This is a genomic window from Streptomyces sp. NPDC002156 (assembly GCF_053593675.1).
The window spans coordinates 1-16,583 of sequence record NZ_JBSFDA010000208.1 but is presented as its reverse complement, the minus strand read 5'-3'; the positions used below and the strand labels follow the sequence as shown (position 1 = coordinate 16,583).

Sequence of the window (16,583 nt, the reverse complement as noted above, 5' to 3'; positions counted from 1 at the left end):
GCCGCCGCGGTACTGGCGCAGGGCGCCGAGCCCGCCTCGGAGCGCGAGCACGGCCAGTACCAGGGCGGACGCCCAGCGCAGCGGCACCAGCACCGCGCTCACTCGCGGAAGCGCTTCGCGCGCGGGACGACGCGTCCCTGGCCGCGCTGCTGCGCAGCCGCCCCGACCTCATCACCCCCGTCCCGACCGACCTCACGCAACTGGCCACCCGCGCCGGCACCCGCGCGTCGGTCGTACGCGCCCTGGAGCGCCTGGACAGGTTCACCCTCCAGACGGCCCAGGCGCTGGCCGTCGCCCCGGACCCGGCGACGTACGACGGCCTGCTGGCCCTCCTCGCGGGCGACGCCCGTGATCCGGCCGTGGCCACCGCCCTCCCCCGTGCCCTGACCGTGCTGCGCGAGCAGGCCCTGGTGTGGGGCGGCACGGACCGCCTCCGCCTCGTCCGTACGGCACGTGAGCTGCTGGCGCCCTCGCCGCAGCATCCGTCCCCGACGGGGCTCGGCCCGACGGTCGCGGAGGCGACGGCGGGCATGTCGCCGGGGCGGATCCAGGAGATCGTGACGGCGGCGGGGCTCACGTCGACGCACGACTCGGTGAGCGCGGTGGCCTCGCTGACCGCCCTGTTCACGGACCGGAAGCGGATGGCCGCGCTGCTGGACTCCACCTCCGCGGACTCCGTCGACGTCCTGCGGCGGCTGGTCTGGGGGCCGCCGTACGGCCAGGTCACCGCCGAACCGGCCGCGCATCTGCGCCTGTTGCTGGACCGGGGGCTCCTGCTGCCCACGGCGCCCGGCACCGTCGTACTGCCGCGTGAAGTGGCCCTGCATCTGCGCGAGGGCCGGGCGCACCGTACGACCGAGCCGTTGCCGCCGGGTGTCGAGCCGGCCGCGACGCATCGTCCACAGGTTGTGGACAACGCGGCGGCCGGGCAGGCGTACACCGCGCTCGCGACCGTCGAGGAGCTGCTGAAGGAGTGGGACGAGGGCGGCCCGGCGGTACTGCGGGCCGGTGGGCTCAGCGTCCGTGATCTCAAGCGGACGGCCGTCGCCCTCGACCTCTCCGAGCCGGTGGCCGCCTTCTGGGTCGAACTCGCCTACGCGGCGGGCCTGTTGGCGTCCGACGGCGAGGCCGACGAGCGGTACGCGGCGACCCCGGCGTACGACGAGTGGCTGGAGCTGCCCGCCGCCACGCGCTGGGCGCGGCTCGCGGAGGCCTGGCTGACGGCGACCCGGACGGCCGGGGTGATCGGCGGCCGGGACACCAAGGACCGGACGCTGTCCGCGCTCGGACCTGGCCTGGACCGGTCGGCGGCGCCGGAGGTACGGCACCGGGTGCTGACCCTGCTGGCGGCCCTCCCTGAGGGCACCTCGCCGACCGTCGAGTCGGTGCTGGCCCGGCTGCACTGGGAGCGTCCGACGCGCGGCCCGCAGCAGGAGAGGGACGGCGGCGACGAGGACCTGCGCACCCGGCTCGCCCGCTGGACCCTGTCCGAGGCCGAGTCGCTGGGCGTCACGGGCCGGGGCGCGCTCTCCGCACAGGGCCGGGCCCTGCTGGGCCTCCCCGCGGCTCCGGCGAAGGCGCCCGAGCCGACCGGCCCCGGCGACAAACTCCCGGTCCACCATCACCGGCATCCCGCCCCGGAACCCCTTACCGCCCCCGAGCAGGCCACGGCCTCCGCGACGGCCGCCCGCCTCCTCACCCCCCTCCTCCCCGAGCCGCTCGACCACGTCCTGCTCCAGGCGGACCTGACGGCGGTGGCCCCGGGCCCGCTCGAGCGCCCGCTGGCCGAGATGCTCGACGTGCTCGCGGACGTCGAGTCGAAGGGCGGCGCGACGGTCTACCGCTTCACCCCGGGCTCCGTACGCCGTGCCCTGGATGCCGGCCGCTCCGCCTCCGACCTGCACGACTTCCTGACCGCCCACTCCCGTACGCCGGTCCCGCAGCCCCTCGCCTACCTCATCGACGACGTGGCCCGCAGACACGGGCATCTGCGGATCGGCGCGGCCTCGGCGTACGTGCGCTGCGACGACGACTCGGTGCTCAGCGAGATCCTCGCCGACAAGCGGTCCGCGAATCTGCGGCTGCGGCGCCTGGCGCCGACGGTGCTGGCCGCCCAGACCGACCCTGCCTCGCTCCTCGACGGTCTGCGCGCGATGGGCTTTGCGCCCGCCGCCGAGTCCGCCGAGGGCGACGTCCTGATCACCCGCGCCCACGCCCATCGCACCCCGCCGCGCACGGCCCCGGACCCGGTGCCGGACGGCCCGCCGTCCCCCGACGGCACGCTGCTCTCGGCGGCGATCCGCGCGATCAGGGCGGGCGACCTGGCCTCGACGACCCCGCGCAAGCCGACGGAGACCCCGGCCGCGAACGGCGACCTCCCGCGCACCAGCTCCGCCGAGACCCTGGCCACCATGCAGGCCGCCGTGATGACCGGCGAGGCGGTGTGGATCGGGTACGTCAACGCGGAGGGCTCCGCCAGTCAACGCGTCATCGCGCCGATCCGCGTGGAGGGCGGCTTCGTGACGGCGTACGACCACACCGCGGACGAGGTACGGACGTACCCGTTGCACCGGGTCACGGGCGTGGCGGAGCTGGCGGACGACCAGCGGTAACCGCCGCCGTCACTCGTACGGGTGGCGCCCCGAATCCATGCGCGCCACGCCGGAGACTTCCCACGCACGAGGGAGCTTCGGGCCTGTTCCGCATCCCTGAACGGACCGCTGGGCAGCCACGGAACGTCCTGATCAAGTGCAGTGAAAGGAAGTTCCGTCCCATGCGTTCTGCCCGTCGTGTCGCCACCCTCCTGGCCGCCACCGCCCTGCTCCTCGGCGCCTTCACCACCCAGGCCGCGGCCATCGGCATCGACATCGCCGGCCTGGTCATCGAGACCCCGGCCATCTGACGCGGGCGCCGGGCCCGGCGCCCCGGGCCCGGCCCGCCCCCTCCCCCCTTTTTGCTGTACCTCTGCCGGAAAGGCCTCCGAAGTCCCCATGCGTGCCAAACCCCCCGCCCGCACCCGTTCCGTCGTCGTCCTGACCGCCGCCGCCGTGCTGCTCTCCGCGGCGGCCCTCGTCGCCGTACTCGCGCCCGAGTCCTCGGCGGCCACGTCCGCGCTCCCGCTGCCGTTGCCGGGCGTCGAGTCCCTGGTCACCGAGGGCGTCACCATCGAAGGACCACTGGTCAACAACCTCAACCTGCCGCTCCTGAAGTAGCCGGGCAGGTCAGCAGGCCGCGATCCGGGCGTCCGAGGGCAGGCCGAAGTGGGCTCGGGCGGCGGTCTCCAGGGCGGTGGACGAGAGGGTGTCGTCGGCGTCGGACTCGGTGAGGAAGCTGAAGTGGTCCTCCGTCCACTCCGCGTAGCCCGCGCCGTCCGGCGGCTCCTCCCGCGACACGACGCGGTAGCCGCCGGGGGCGTCGTCGTCCCGCTCCAGCCGCACGACCTGCGGGTAGCTGGAGCCGCCGCACTCCACGAGAGCGCCCGCGCGGGTTCCGTACGCCATGCACAGGGTGTTGACACCGGCCCGTACGAAGCCGTCGCCGTCCGCACGGAGTTCGAGCGGCTCCGCCCGGCAGAACCACCGCACCCTGCTCCCGGGCACGGTCTCCTCGTAACCGCTGCCCCGGGAGTCGGCCACGAGCCGGGTCTCGATCACGGGCCGTACCTCGCCCCACAGGTGAGTGTCGATCCCCGTCGGCCACAGCACCCACGCACCCGTGGCCACCAGTACCGCCGCGGCTCCGACACCGGATGCCCAGAAGCGTGTGGACGTCACCGCCGACTCCTTCCGGCCCGTGCGCACCGCGCGGGTCCGCCCGTTCAGACGGTCGGAAGGTGCCCAAGGTTGCCGGGGAATTCGCGCGAGCGTGCGAGGGCGCGGCGCATCTCCTCGGTGAAGCGGCGGCCGGGGGGCAGGAGTTCGCCGCTGCCGAGGAGTGTGTCGACGGCGGTGTGGGTGTGGCCGTACCAGGTGGTGTGCTCCTGCTCGGCCCGGGGGTCGGGCGGGACGGCGGCCCGTTCTGTGTGCCAGAAGTCGCAGACGCCGAGGTGGGCGTAGGTCCCCTGGAGGAGCGCGTCGAGCGGACGCGGGTCGGGGCGCCAGGGGGCGTCGTAGCGGGCCGGGGAGGGCGGTCCGTACAGCGGGACCAGGTCGAGCAGGGCGCCGAGCTGGACGTGCAGGAACTCGTGGACCAGGGTCAGCGCGAGGAGCACGGGGTCGCCGGGCGGGGAGAGGGCGACGGCGCCGTAGGCCCGGCGGGCGGCCGAACTGACCGCCGTACCGCCGGGAGCGGGGTGCAGCGGCACCAGGGTGGTCAGACAGGCGGCAAGGGCCCGGGCATGCCAGGGATGGCGGCGCACGAGAACCCGCCAGGCACCGTCCAGCAACCGCTGCCAGTCACGGACCTCGTCCCCGGTCTGCGGCCCGGCGGGCAGGTGACCGTGGATGGCGCGGAAGGGGCCCCGGTCGTCGAGCCGGACACGCAGCACGACGCCGTCGCACTCGGCGGACAGCACCCGCGCCCCGGACAGCGCGTCCGCCCCACCCCGAACCAACTCACCGAACCAGCCAAGATCGGGCCGCCCACCCTGAGCCGACTCACCCAGCGCACGGGCCAGCCCCTCGTCCAGGTAGGGATAGAGCATCGTCCGCCGCCAACGTTCCGGATCGTCACGGTGCATCTCGGACAACCGCCGGTACGGCTCCTCGAAACCGGCATCGGGGGCCAACGCCCGCCGCACGGCCACCACCAGCAACATGCGCTTGCCCAACTGCCCCCGGCGCAGCACCGCGACGGCGTCGGCACCACCCCGGGCTCGGGCGACGGCGTCGAACAGGTCAGGGTCGAAGTCGTGGGGGGCGAGGGGGCTGGGGGCGGAAGGGGTGTCAGGGGGCGGGCCGGAAGACCGGAGCGGGGCTGGGTCGGACACGGGGGCTTGCTCCTCGCGGGTCGAGGCGGGCGCGGGGCGCCGCCGTCATCTCGGAACCGGCCGTGCCGGTGTCATCCCGGCACCCCTGCACCAGCCACGCCACCCTCACCCCCGCGCCGATGCCACAACGGCCGGGACGTCCCGGCTCAGGCGGTCGGCGATGTGATCGACGAGGACCGCCAGGTCCGGGCAGTAGACGGACGGGGCCGCGAAGGGGGTCGGTACTGCCCCGGGGCGGTAGCGGTGGGCGTACAGGCCGCCGCCGCAGACCTCCGCTCGGGGGCAGGCCGTGCAGACCGGGGCGAGGCCCGCCCTGCCTCGCTGGCGGGCCCGGAACGCCTCGTGGCGGGCCGCGTCCGCGAAGGTGTGGGCGAAGACGTCCAGGCCGGTGGCCGGGGCGCCCGGGTAGGTGACCTTGAGGGAGTCGGCCTGTTCGATCGTGCCGTCGGTCTCCACCACCACCAGGTCCACCGGGGCGAGTCCGACCGACTCGCTGCGGGCGGTGCCGCCCAGCAGCAGGACCGAGATCTCCTCGAAGAGCCGGATACCGGTCCGTCGGCTCGGGGCTTCGTACCAGTGGTCGAACACCGTGCAGAGCCAGCGGGCGTACGGCACCGGCTCCTCGGGGTCCACGCCGGGCGGAGCCGAGGGCGGGGTGGTGCGGCCGGGCAGACCGGGTGGCGGGGTGTGCCAGGTGGCGTGGGGCAGGAGCAGGTCCAGGCGGGGCGGGGCGAACTCCAGCAGGGCCTCGTACGTCTCCACCGGGTCGGCCGCCAGGTCGATCGCGCACAGTACGCCCGCGTACAGGGGGCGGTACGGGCCGTCCTGCAAGAGCCTGAGCGCCCGCGCGACTCCCGCGTGGCTGCCGCGGCCGTCCGGGCGCCTGCGGTGCCTGTCGTGGTTGGCCGGGGTGCCGTCCAGGCTGACGCCGATCCGTACGCCGTACCGGGCCAGGACCGGTAACAGCGCCGGGTCCTCCGCCAGTCGCAGGCCGTTCGTCTGGAGCGTGAGACGGAGGGCCGCCACCCCGTCCAGGGCGTCGGCGAGCACCCGCAGCATGGACTCCAGCCTCGCCGCGCCCACCAGCAGCGGCTCGCCGCCGTGCAGGATGACCTGGACCTCGGCCAGACCATGGGTGCGGGCGTGCTCGGCGATGAGGGCGGCGGCTCGGCGGACCGTCGCCAGGTCCATGGTCCGGGGACGGTCACGCCAGCTCTGGTCGGCCGACTCGTACACGTAGCAGTAGTCGCACGCGAGGTTGCAACGGCTGTGGATCTTCAGCAGGAACTGCCGGAAGGGAACCATGGTCCGGCCTCGCTGGATCAGGGGTTGCGGCTTGCGGGTGGCCGCAGCCTACCGTCTGTCAGTTGCCGGGCGGACCCGGTCACCTGACGCCCGCTCACGTCGTCGGCGGCTCGATGTCCGAGTCCAGGCGTATCCCCTCCGCGACCGCCCGGGCCGTCGGATGGTCCGGACCCAGGGTTCGCCTGGCCCTCTCCAGCGCGTCGTTGTGCAGGTCGTCCGCCTCCGTCGTGCGGTTCAGGGCGCGCAGGCTCAGCGACAGGTTGGAGGTGCAGCCGATGACGTCGTAGTGGTCGGGCCCGAGAACCGGCAGCAGTCCGTCCAGTACGGCGGTCTCCAGGGCGACGGCCTCCTCGGTCCGGCCGGCCGTCACCAGGTCGTTGGCGTGGTTGAGCATGCAGCTGTACGTGTACAGGTGCGACTCCCCGAGGACACTGCGCAGTTGCTCCGTGGTGCGGCCCGAGAACGCGAGCGCCTCCTCCACGCGGCCCAGCAGCCGCAGGTACACCGCCATGTTGCTGGCGCAGACCAGGGTGACCGGGTGCTCCTCCCCCAGGTAGTCCTTGTAGCGGCCGAGGGCCCGCTCGGCCAGCTCCAGCGCCTGGCCGATCTCGCCGAGCGCGGCGAAGTCGCTGGCCAGGTTGCAGGCGGCGGCGAGGGTGTCGTAGTGGTCGGCGCCATGGACCAGGAGGAGACGGTTGTAGATGTCCTGGTCGATGTCGTGGGCCTCGCCGTAGCGGCCGTCCCGGCGCAGGGCGACGGCCAGGTTCTTGCGGGCCCGCAGGGTGTCGCTGTGTCCGTCGCCGAGGAGCTGCTGGTAAAGGCGGGTGGTCGTCTCCAGCAGCCGCAGGGCCTCCGCCAGTTCGCCGGTCTCGCGCAGGTCACGGGCGTAGTTGTTGGCCAGGCTCAGGGTGCGCGGCTTCATGCTGCCCTGGTTCTGGCGCTGCCGTTCGTAGACCGAGCGGTGCAGTGCCAGGGCCGCCCGGCGGTCGCCGGCCAGATACTCGGACATACCGAGGTTGTTGACGTACATCAGAGTCCGCTGGTGGTCCTCGCCGAACTCGCGGCGCGCCACCTCACAGGTGTTCCGGTCCAGTTCGCGGGCCTCCTGGTAGCGGCCGAGGGCCCGCAGGTCGGCGCCGACGTTGTTGGCCGCGGCGAGGGTGGCGGGGTACTCGGCGCCCTTGGTCGCGGTGAACCTGCGCAGCACGTCGGAGTCGAGTTCGTACGCCTCCGCGAGTCTGCCCTGCGAGCGCAGTACGTTGCCCAGCTGGGTGCGGAGCTGCAGGGTGAGCACGTCGTCGGAGCCACCGCCCGGGAAGCCCGGCCGCCCCCAGCGTTCCAGGGTGCGGGTGGCGAGGTCGTGGGCCGTGCCGTAGAGGCTGCGCTTCCACAGGTAGCGCACCGAGTCGATGACGAGTCTGCGGACGTCGGGGTTGGGGTCGGCCGAGGCGCGCGACGGTTCCAGGTGCGCCACGAGTTCGTTGTACTCGTTCCAGTCGGCGGTGGCGTCCGGGTTGCCGGGGTTGGCGTCCGCCAGTGCCCTGTGCACCACTCCGCGCAGCTCCGCCCAGCGCGGGCCGACGCCGTCCCGGATGACCGCCTGGACCAGCCGGTGCACGGTCAGGGTCTCGCTGCCCTGGTCGCTGCGGGCCAGCCCGAACCTGCTGAGGGCGCGCAGCAGCTGGGCGACGGCCATCTCGTCGCGGGGTTCCTCGTCGTCCAGGGTGAGGGCGCTGGTGACGGCACGGCTGTAGAGGAGCCGCATGGGGATCGGGTCGGGGCCGAAGAAGGAGCAGATCTCCAGCATCTCGACGGCGGCCTGGTTGCGCTCGCGCAGCTCGGCCACCGCCAGCTTCCAGGTCATGGCCGCGGAGGTGGGGTACTCCCTGGGCGGCAGCGAGGTGTCGTCGAGGATGTCGGTGGGCCGGTCGCGCAGCCGGGCGAGGTACATCTCGACGGGCATGCTGCTCTGGCTCAGCCAGACCGCCGCCTGGCCCACCGCGAGCGGCAGGTCGCCGAGTTCGTGCGCGACCTGTTCGGCGTCCTCGACGGCGAGCAACGGGCTGAACCTGTTGAGGAGTTCGACGCTCTCCGCGCGGGTGAACACCTCCACCTCGGCCCGCCCCACGCTGTTGACCCAGGCCCGGTCGCGGGAGGTGACGAGCACATGCCCGCCGGGCGGCCCCTCGGGCAGCAGGCCCTCCAGCTCGGTGGGGCTGCCCGCGTTGTCGTACACCAGGAGCCAGCGTTTGTACGGCCGTCCCTGCCCGAGGGCGCGCAGCACGGCCTCGGCGGTGCCGCGCACGTCCTCGCCCTCCTCCAGGTCGAGGTAGGGGGCGAGGTCGGCGAGGGCGGAGCGGATGTAGCCGGGCTGGGCGGCGTCGATCCACCAGACCACGTCGTAGGCGGACTTGTAGCGGTGGGCGTACTCCAGGGCGGTCTGGGTCTTGCCCATGCCGCCGAGGCCGTACAGCACCTGGCTGGGTACGGCGGCCGCGGGGCCGGCGGTGAAGTGGTCGCGCAGCCGTTCCAGGAGGGGGCCGCGTCCGGTGAAGGTGAGGTTGCGGGAGGGCAGGCGCTGGGCCCCGGGTATGGAGCCGGGGAAGCTGGGCAGGGTGGTGCCGGCGGCCGGGGTCGAGCCGTCCGGGAGTCGGCGGCCCGGGGGCACTCCGAGTACGGCGACGAGCTGGTCGAAGGCCTCTGCCGGGCCGCTGCGGCCGAGGTCGGCGGCCGTGCTGTCGAGGTAGGCCTCGGCGGCGGCCGGTTCGAGGTCCTGGATGCGGACGGCGAGCATGCCGGGGCCGTCGGCGGTCTCGTGCCCGGCGAGCTGGAAGCGGATCGCGGCGGCCCGGGGCTGGGCCGCGTACTCGGGGGACAGCAGCGCCAGCAGCCGGCCCTGGCCGCCCAGCGTGCCGGCCACCTCGGGGAGCACACCGCCGACCGGGCCGACGGTGCTGTGCAGCGAGACCTGGTAGCCGACCGACTCCAGGGCCTCCGCCGCCCACTCGGCCCACATGCGGCCGAGCGGTGCGTAGCTGACGTAGATCTGGGTGGGCAGGGTACGGGGGACGCGCAGATAGGCGGTGCGCAGTTCGGCGCGGCGCTCCGGGGGCAGCGGAGCGAGGCGGCGCACCTGGCCCTCCGAGATCCATTCGGTGAGCCGCTCGAACGCAGTGAGCAGCGAGCGTTCCTGGCGCGGCCGGTCGGCGACCGTGGCGGGTATCTCCTCGTAGGCGTAGAACGCCTTGTACGGGATCTCGATCTCGCCCCAGTAGCGAGCGTGCTCCTCCTCGCCCAGCCAGGACAGGAAGGGCCCGAACTCGGTGCGACAGAAGTCCCGCCCTGCCTCCAGCCGTTCGGTCTCGGCCTCCTCGACCCGCATGGGGACCGGCAGCACCCTGATGGGCCGGGGCGCGGTGCGCTGTACGGCGGCTGCCGCGTCGACCCCGCCCCGGATGCTCTGGACGCTCATGGTGAAGCAGTCGACGAGGATGTCGGGCAGCAGGATCGTGCAGATGCCGGAGGTGTCGCTGACGCCGGTCCGGCTGTCGATCAGTACGTAGTCGTACTTGGAGATCATCTCCTCGCGCAGGGCCTGCAGGAAGTGCCCGCCGCCGCGCTGGTCGTAGAAGGTGTGCCAGTTGAAGCTGGTGACGGCGGCGGAGTAGGCGGCCGACTGGCGTCCGGCGGGCACGAAGTCGAGCCGGCCGCCGGAGGGCAGCTCAAGCAGCAGCCCGATGGTGTACGGCGACAGGTCGGCGGCGGCACGCAGCCAGTCGTCTGCCTCGGCCGTGGCGGTGGCGGTGGCGGCCGGGCCGGGCTGCTCCGGACCGCCCCCGGCGGGCGTGGCCCGGACGGCCGGCTCCTGGGGGCTCAGCACGGTCCGTACGTACGACTGCACCATGTTGATCAGACCGTTGGAGGAGCGCAGCTCGGGGTCGACCAGCAGCGGGTGCAGATAGCGGTGCAGGCCGGGCGCCTCCAGGTCCCAGTCGACCAGCAGGACCCGGTGGCCGGCGCCGGCGAGGATCCAGCCGACGTTGGCCAGCGCCATGGTGCGGCCGGTGCCGCCCTTGTACGAGTAGAACGTGACGATCTTGCCCGGTCCGGTAGGCCTGGTGGTCATCGTCCTAGTGGTCATCGTCGTGTGTCCTTAGTAGCGAGGCGCGGGCGGTCCGCCGGGCTCCTCGGGGTCGTGGAGGTCGTGGGGGTCGTGTCCGCCGAAGTCCCGGGGCGGCTCCTGCGGGGCCGAGGGCGCCGGGCCCGGGATCGTGAGGCCGTGCAGCGGGGGCGGGGGCGGGCCCACCGGGAGCCGGTAGGGGGTGGTGCTCTCCATCTCCATCAGCCGGTTCTGCGCCACCGTCAGCATCACGGCGAGCCGGTCGTCGAACTCCTCCGCGTCCACGCGCACCCGGAACAGCGGATCGTGCGGGTCGTTGCGCCGGCGCCAGTTGCGCCACAGCACCTGGCTCAGGTCCTGCCAGATCACCTCGCCGACGGACTCCTCGTCGGCGTCGTGGCACGGCACCAGGACGCCGGTGGCCGGGCGGTACTGGCCGTCGTACTCGGCGAGCACGTCCCGGTAGGCCTCGGAGCGCACGGCCCACGGGTCGACCAGCAGGATGCTCGTCTGGTTGTTCACCATCGTCTCGTCGAGGCGCCCGCTCAGACCGGCGTCGACGAGCTCGATGTTGCTCGTGTAGCCCTCCTCCACGATCACCTTCTGCGCCCGGTGGGCGACCGTGGGGTACTTGGGCGGGTGGTACGGCGTCCACTCGCGCGGGGAGCGCCCGTAGTACTCGGGCCGCTGCCGCCCCTCCGGCAGCGGGTCGGCGACCCCGGCGGCCAGGAAGACCTGGACGTGCCCGGTGCCGGGTTCCGCGGGCCGCTGCTGCTCGGCCACCGGGAACAGCCCGCGGACCTCGCTCAGATCTAGGCCGGGGGTGAGCGGCAGCCGGAAGCGGTCCGCGGCCATCCGCACCCGGGCCGCGACCTTCTCGACGACCGTGCGGTAGACCGGGCCCGTCGGGTCGGTGCGCAGGATGTGCATCAGCCCGTGGGTGGCGTACTCCTGCCCCATGCCGGCCTCGTTGTACTGATAACGGGCGATCCCGTCGGGCAGCTCGCCCTCCATGGGAGCCCACAGCACCGGGACCAGGGCCGGCACATCGATCTCGGTCTCCTGGCGGTACTTGTCCAGCCGCTCCCGGAACGCCGTCCACTCCTTGCCGCAGTACTCGCTGCTCAGATAGGACGGGGAGTACAGCGCGACGAACGCACGGCAGTGCCCGACGGCGCCGCCGAGCACCCGCGCCCAGTCCGCGCCGAGGCCGAGGCGCTCGACGTCCCGGAACGGCGGCTGCGCGGACGGATCGGCGCCGATGCGGCGCAGCTCCAGTGCGAGATCGTCGTAGAACCGCTTCACGAACTCGTCGCGATCGTCCTTCCGCGCATAGCTGAGGAAGAAGTACGGCTCCTGAACCAAAGCGCCCCCCGATACCTCCCGGGCCGACCTGACGGCATGCCGCCTGCACCCCGGTGCACGTCCGGGTCATGGTCATACCCAGAGCGGTACCGGCTCAAGCCGCCCCCTCAGATCGAGGATTCGAATGCTGCGTACGGCACCCCGACCGGGTTCACCGCCTCGTCGACCACCCGTCGCAACATCGCTCCCAGCGCGTTGTCCGGCAGCGTTTCGAGCAGTTCGTCCAGCGCGTCCATGCTCAGGTCTGTGACATCGAGCAGACATGAGTCGATCCGGGCGCTAGCGTCCATCGGCATCCTTCGCACATACGCGTGCGCTGTCAGGTCCGTGGCACGCGAAACCTGACGCAGCGTATCGGGACTGGGACGCCTGATCCAGAACAACAACCCACTCCGTAACCTCCGCACAGCCTTTCGTAGCCGACGCCGCCCCAGGGGTCACCCCCGCGATGGGGCACACTGGACGTTTGACCGTACGGAAGGGATGTGTACGTACGTGAATGGTCCACTCATCGTCCAGTCGGACAAGACCCTGCTCCTGGAGGTCGACCACGAGCAGGCCGGCGACTGCCGTCGGGCCATCGCGCCGTTCGCCGAGCTGGAGCGCGCCCCCGAGCACATCCACACCTACCGGGTGACCCCGCTGGGCCTGTGGAACGCGCGGGCGGCGGGGCACGACGCCGAGCAGGTCGTCGACGCGCTCGTGCAGTACAGCCGCTATCCCGTGCCGCACGCGCTGCTCGTCGACATCGCCGAGACGATGGACCGCTACGGCCGTCTCACCCTCTCCAAGCACCCGGCGCACGGCCTGGTCCTGACGACCACGGACCGCCCGATCCTGGAGGAGATCCTCCGCTCGAAGCGGATCACCCCGCTCGTCGGCGCCCGCCTGGACCCGGACACCGTGGCCGTGCACCCCTCCGAGCGCGGGCAGATCAAGCAGGTGCTGCTGAAGCTGGGCTGGCCGGCCGAGGACCTCGCCGGGTACGTCGACGGCGAGGCGCACCCGATCGAGCTGGCCGAGGACGGCTGGGCGCTGCGCCCGTACCAGCAGCAGGCCGTGGAGAACTTCTGGCACGGCGGCAGCGGAGTGGTGGTCCTCCCCTGCGGAGCGGGAAAGACGCTGGTCGGGGCCGGTGCGATGGCCGAGGCGAAGGCCACGACCCTGATCCTCGTGACGAACACGGTCTCGGCGAGGCAGTGGAAGCACGAGCTGGTGAAGCGGACGTCGCTGACCGAGGAGGAGATCGGCGAGTACAGCGGCACGAAGAAGGAGATCCGCCCGGTCACCATCGCCACGTACCAGGTACTGACGACCAGGCGAAAGGGCGTCTACCCGCACCTGGAGCTGTTCGACTCCCGCGACTGGGGCCTGATCGTGTACGACGAGGTGCACCTGCTGCCGGCCCCGGTCTTCAAGTTCACGGCGGACCTGCAGGCGAGGCGACGGCTCGGTCTCACGGCGACCCTGGTCCGCGAGGACGGCCGCGAGTCGGACGTGTTCTCCCTCATCGGCCCGAAGCGTTTCGACGCGCCGTGGAAGGAGATCGAGGCGCAGGGCTACATCGCGCCGGCGGACTGCGTAGAGGTGAGGGTGAACCTCACCGAGTCGGAGCGTCTAGCATACGCCACCGCCGAGACGGAGGAGAAGTACCGCTTCTGTGCGACCACCGCGACCAAGCGCAAGGTCACGGAGGCGATCGTGCGCCGCTTCGCCGGTCAGCAGATCCTCGTCATCGGCCAGTACATCGACCAACTGGACGAACTGGGCGAGCACTTGAACGCCCCCGTCATCAAGGGCGAGACCCCGAACTCACAGCGCGAGAAGCTCTTCGAGGCGTTCCGGCAGGGCGAGATCAGCGTACTGGTGGTGTCGAAGGTCGCGAACTTCTCGATCGACCTGCCGGAGGCGACGGTCGCCATCCAGGTCTCGGGCACGTTCGGTTCACGCCAGGAGGAGGCCCAGCGCCTGGGCCGGGTACTGCGCCCGAAGGCCGACGGCCACAAGGCGCACTTCTACTCGGTGGTCGCCCGGGACACCATCGACCAGGACTTCGCGGCACACCGCCAGCGGTTCCTGGCGGAGCAGGGGTACGCGTACCGGATCGTGGACGCGGACGAGCTGTTGGCTTCGGACGAGAGCTGACAGGGCTGACGGCGGAGGCTGTTCGGGAGGCTGATACCGGCGCCGCTCACCTGCGGCGCACGCCCGCCTCCTCGCCGTATTCGCCGAGGAGTACGACGCTCAGGGCGGCGCCGGTGAACACCTTGACGGCGCGGAGGGCGTCGCCGAGGCGGTGGCTGCGGCCGCCCTGCACGGCGGTGGCGCCGGGGCGGCTGGAGGACACGGACGCGGGGGTGAAGGTTGCTGCGCTCATGTATCCATGGTCGCGTCCGGGGCCCCCGATGCCATCGGTCTGCGGGGCGAACCTCAGTCGTATCGCCGTACGACTCCGGGTGGACGTCTCCTCTATAAGAAGGTGGAGCCTGCCCCCTAGGGGACTACGGACGACGTAGCCGGGTGCGAGCGTGCTGGGGGCGTCGAAATTGATTGGCCTCCGCCTCCTCGCCTCCCCTAAAATCTCCGCTCTTGCCCGCCTCCCGTCGTGGAGCGCCGCCGCCCGGACGGAAACCGGTCGGCTCTCGACGTCACACCCCAGCAGCAGCCGCGCAGCAGGCATCCGGAGGCACCCCCTTGTCCAGCCCCATCCCCATGTCCGACGACCCCCTCGGCCGTGAGCGCTCCCATCTCAGTGACTCACGGGCGGCCCTGCGGGCCATGCGTGAGGACGCGGAGGCCCTCGACATCAAGGACGTCACCGCGAACTGGGTCAACGCGGCGGTTCTCTCCCGCCAGATCGAGGAGCGGATCAAGGCCCTCGCCGACCTCAGTCACACCCCCCTGTTCTTCGGCCGCCTCGACTACCTCCACGCACCCGGCGCCGAGCAGGCCGAGGGCGCGGAGGGGGAACGCCCGCGGCCGGAGGCCGCTTATCAGACACTGCACATCGGCCGCCGGCACGTCCACGACGCCGACGGCGACCCCATGGTCATCGACTGGCGTGCCCCGGTGTCCCAGCCGTTCTACCGGGCGTCCAAGAACGACCCCATGGACATCGGACTGCGCCGCCGCTTCGGGTACACCGGCGGCGACCTCACGGCCTACGAGGACGAGCACCTCTCCGACCCCGCCGAGGCGGCGGCCACCAGCAAGCTGCTCCAGCAGGAGATCGAGCGCCCGCGCGTGGGCCCGATGCGCGACATCGTGGCGACCATCCAGCCCGAGCAGGACGAGATCGTACGCAGCGGGCTGAGCGGCTCGGTGTGTGTGCAGGGGGGTCCGGGTACGGGGAAGACGGCCGTCGGCCTGCACCGAGTCGCATACCTGTTGTACGCCCATCGCGAGCGACTGGCCCGCACCGGCACCCTCGTCATCGGCCCGAACAGCTCCTTCCTCCACTACATCGAGCAAGTGCTGCCCGCCCTGGGCGAGTTGGAGGTCAAGCAGGCGACGGTCGACGACCTGGTGGCCCATGTGGAGGTGCGCGGCACGGACGACGCGACGGCAGCGGTCATCAAGGGCGACGCGAGGATGGCGGAGGTGCTCCGCAGGGCGGTGTACTCCCACGTGAGCCTGCCGACGGAACCCGTGGTCGTGGTACGGGGCTCACGCCGCTGGCGAGTCCCGGCGTACGAACTCGAAGTCATCGTCCGGGAGTTGCTGGACCGGGGCATCCGTTACGGCGCCGCCCGCGAGGCCCTGCCGCAGCGCATCGCGCACGCGGTGCTGGTGCAGATGGAACGGTCGGGCGAGGCACCCGACGACCGCGTCCAGGACGCCGTGGCCCGCAACACGGCGGTGAAGGCGGCGGTGAAGACGCTCTGGCCGCCGGTCGATCCCGCGAAACTGGTCCTGCGCCTCCTGACGGACGCCGATTTCCTGACCGTCCACGCGGCGGGAGTCCTCGACGAGGACGAGCAGAAGGAGATCCTCTGGGCGAAGCCGGTCCGGTCGGTGAAGTCGGCCAAGTGGTCAGCCGCGGACGCCGTGTTGATCGACGAGACGACCGACCTGGTCCAGCGCACGCACTCGCTCGGGCATGTCGTCCTGGACGAGGCGCAGGACCTCTCGCCGATGCAGTACCGGGCGGTGGGCCGCCGCTGCACGACGGGCTCGGCGACGGTCCTGGGCGACCTGGCGCAGGGCACCACCCCTTGGGCGACGCGAAGTTGGGAGGAGGCGCTCGGTCACCTGGGCAAGTCGGACGCGGTGGTGGAGGAGTTGACGGCGGGCTTCCGCGTCCCGACGGACGTGATCACGTACGCCTCCCGCCTGCTCCCGCACATCGCGCCGGGTCTGACACCGGTGGCGTCGGTGCGCGAGAACCCGGGGTTCTTCGAGGTACGGGAGATCGGCGGGACGACTGAAGTCGTGGGCGCCTGTGAGGAGTTGCTCCGCAACGAGGGCTCGACGGGCCTGATCGCGGCGGACGCGCGAATCCCGGCGCTGGCGGAGGCGCTGGGGTCGGCGGGCATCGGCTACTTGTCTCCGGGAGAGGAGACGACGCACGAGACCCGCCTCACCCTGGTCCCGGCGTCGTTGGCGAAGGGCCTGGAGTACGACTACGTGGTCCTGGACGAGCCCCGGGCGGTGGTGGACGGCGAGCCCGACGAACGCACGGGCCTGCGGCGCCTGTACGTGGGTCTGACCCGGGCGGTGTCGGGGTTGATCGTGACGCATGCGGCGCCGTTGCCGGGGGAGCTGGCCTGAGGGCGGCGCGGGAAGGTTTCTCGCCCCCGCCGCCCCTACCCATTCCCATCCCTCGGGGGCTCCGCCCCCGAACCCCCGTATCGCGCTGAACGCGCT

12 protein-coding genes are annotated in these 16,583 nt (G+C 72.4%); 5 read left to right on the top strand and 7 right to left on the bottom strand.

Annotation, left to right across the window (positions count from 1 at the left end; all coding sequences use genetic code 11):
- The 3 genes from ACWCRB_RS44005 to ACWCRB_RS43995 all read left to right on the top strand — a co-directional run.
- Window positions 1-2,612: helicase-associated domain-containing protein (locus ACWCRB_RS44005; RefSeq protein WP_451001437.1), on the top strand; the 2,612-nt coding region annotated here is incomplete at its 5' end.
- 161 nt (window positions 2,613-2,773) lie between these two features.
- The gene (locus tag ACWCRB_RS44000; protein WP_369037653.1) at window positions 2,774-2,902 is read left to right on the top strand and encodes a hypothetical protein; all 129 of its coding nucleotides are present in this window, start codon (window positions 2,774-2,776) and stop codon (window positions 2,900-2,902) included.
- Window positions 2,903-2,990: 88 nt separating this feature from the next.
- Window positions 2,991-3,212, top strand: coding sequence for a hypothetical protein (locus ACWCRB_RS43995; protein WP_451001436.1), 222 nt, complete (start codon window positions 2,991-2,993; stop codon window positions 3,210-3,212).
- Between the two features lie 9 nt (window positions 3,213-3,221).
- On the opposite strand, the gene ACWCRB_RS43990 is transcribed toward ACWCRB_RS43995, so the two are convergent.
- The 6 genes from ACWCRB_RS43990 to fxsA all read right to left on the bottom strand — a co-directional run bounded on the left by ACWCRB_RS43990 (window position 3,222) and on the right by fxsA (window position 12,007).
- Window positions 3,222-3,773 (bottom strand): hypothetical protein, encoded by a 552-nt coding sequence (locus tag ACWCRB_RS43990; RefSeq protein ID WP_451001435.1) that lies wholly within the window; start codon window positions 3,771-3,773, stop codon window positions 3,222-3,224.
- Between the two features lie 44 nt (window positions 3,774-3,817).
- Window positions 3,818-4,927, bottom strand: coding sequence for an aKG-HExxH-type peptide beta-hydroxylase (locus ACWCRB_RS43985; protein WP_451001434.1), 1,110 nt, complete (start codon window positions 4,925-4,927; stop codon window positions 3,818-3,820).
- Between the two features lie 105 nt (window positions 4,928-5,032).
- Window positions 5,033-6,232, bottom strand: coding sequence for an FxsB family cyclophane-forming radical SAM/SPASM peptide maturase (locus tag ACWCRB_RS43980; protein ID WP_451001433.1), 1,200 nt, complete (start codon window positions 6,230-6,232; stop codon window positions 5,033-5,035).
- 94 nt (window positions 6,233-6,326) lie between these two features.
- Window positions 6,327-10,373, bottom strand: a complete 4,047-nt coding sequence (gene fxsT / locus ACWCRB_RS43975) for an FxSxx-COOH system tetratricopeptide repeat protein (protein WP_451001432.1) — start codon at window positions 10,371-10,373, stop codon at window positions 6,327-6,329.
- A 12-nt stretch (window positions 10,374-10,385) separates the two neighbouring features.
- Window positions 10,386-11,717: an FxsC protein gene (fsxC, locus tag ACWCRB_RS43970; RefSeq protein ID WP_451001431.1), complete on the bottom strand. Its 1,332-nt coding sequence runs from the start codon at window positions 11,715-11,717 to the stop codon at window positions 10,386-10,388.
- A 107-nt stretch (window positions 11,718-11,824) separates the two neighbouring features.
- Window positions 11,825-12,007 (bottom strand): FxSxx-COOH cyclophane-containing RiPP peptide, encoded by a 183-nt coding sequence (gene fxsA / locus ACWCRB_RS43965; RefSeq protein WP_451001430.1) that lies wholly within the window; start codon window positions 12,005-12,007, stop codon window positions 11,825-11,827.
- A gap of 205 nt (window positions 12,008-12,212) precedes the next feature.
- On the opposite strand from fxsA, the gene ACWCRB_RS43960 reads away from it, so the two are divergent.
- Complete coding sequence (locus tag ACWCRB_RS43960) at window positions 12,213-13,862, top strand: DNA repair helicase XPB (RefSeq protein WP_369037661.1); 1,650 nt, start codon at window positions 12,213-12,215, stop codon at window positions 13,860-13,862.
- Between the two features lie 46 nt (window positions 13,863-13,908).
- Here ACWCRB_RS43960 and ACWCRB_RS43955 read toward each other — a convergent pair whose 3' ends face one another.
- A complete protein-coding gene (locus ACWCRB_RS43955; RefSeq protein WP_451001429.1) occupies window positions 13,909-14,094 on the bottom strand; it encodes a hypothetical protein in 186 nt (61 codons plus the stop codon).
- A 335-nt stretch (window positions 14,095-14,429) separates the two neighbouring features.
- On the opposite strand from ACWCRB_RS43955, the gene ACWCRB_RS43950 reads away from it, so the two are divergent.
- Window positions 14,430-16,487 carry a HelD family protein gene (locus tag ACWCRB_RS43950; RefSeq protein WP_451001428.1) on the top strand — a complete coding sequence of 686 codons (2,058 nt, stop codon included), beginning with the start codon at window positions 14,430-14,432 and terminating at the stop codon, window positions 16,485-16,487.
- Window positions 16,488-16,583 lie beyond the last annotated feature (96 nt).

Coding starts and splice junctions, on each gene's coding strand:
- ACWCRB_RS43950 (WP_451001428.1), top strand. CDS start 14,430: ATGTCCGACGACCCCCTCGGCCGTGAGCGCTCCCATCTCAGTGACTCA.
- ACWCRB_RS43955 (WP_451001429.1), bottom strand. CDS start 14,094: ATGAGCGCAGCAACCTTCACCCCCGCGTCCGTGTCCTCCAGCCGCCCC.
- fxsA (WP_451001430.1), bottom strand. CDS start 12,007: ATGGACGCTAGCGCCCGGATCGACTCATGTCTGCTCGATGTCACAGAC.
- ACWCRB_RS43995 (WP_451001436.1), top strand. CDS start 2,991: ATGCGTGCCAAACCCCCCGCCCGCACCCGTTCCGTCGTCGTCCTGACC.
- ACWCRB_RS43980 (WP_451001433.1), bottom strand. CDS start 6,232: ATGGTTCCCTTCCGGCAGTTCCTGCTGAAGATCCACAGCCGTTGCAAC.
- fxsT (WP_451001432.1), bottom strand. CDS start 10,373: ATGACCACTAGGACGATGACCACCAGGCCTACCGGACCGGGCAAGATC.
- ACWCRB_RS44000 (WP_369037653.1), top strand. CDS start 2,774: ATGCGTTCTGCCCGTCGTGTCGCCACCCTCCTGGCCGCCACCGCCCTG.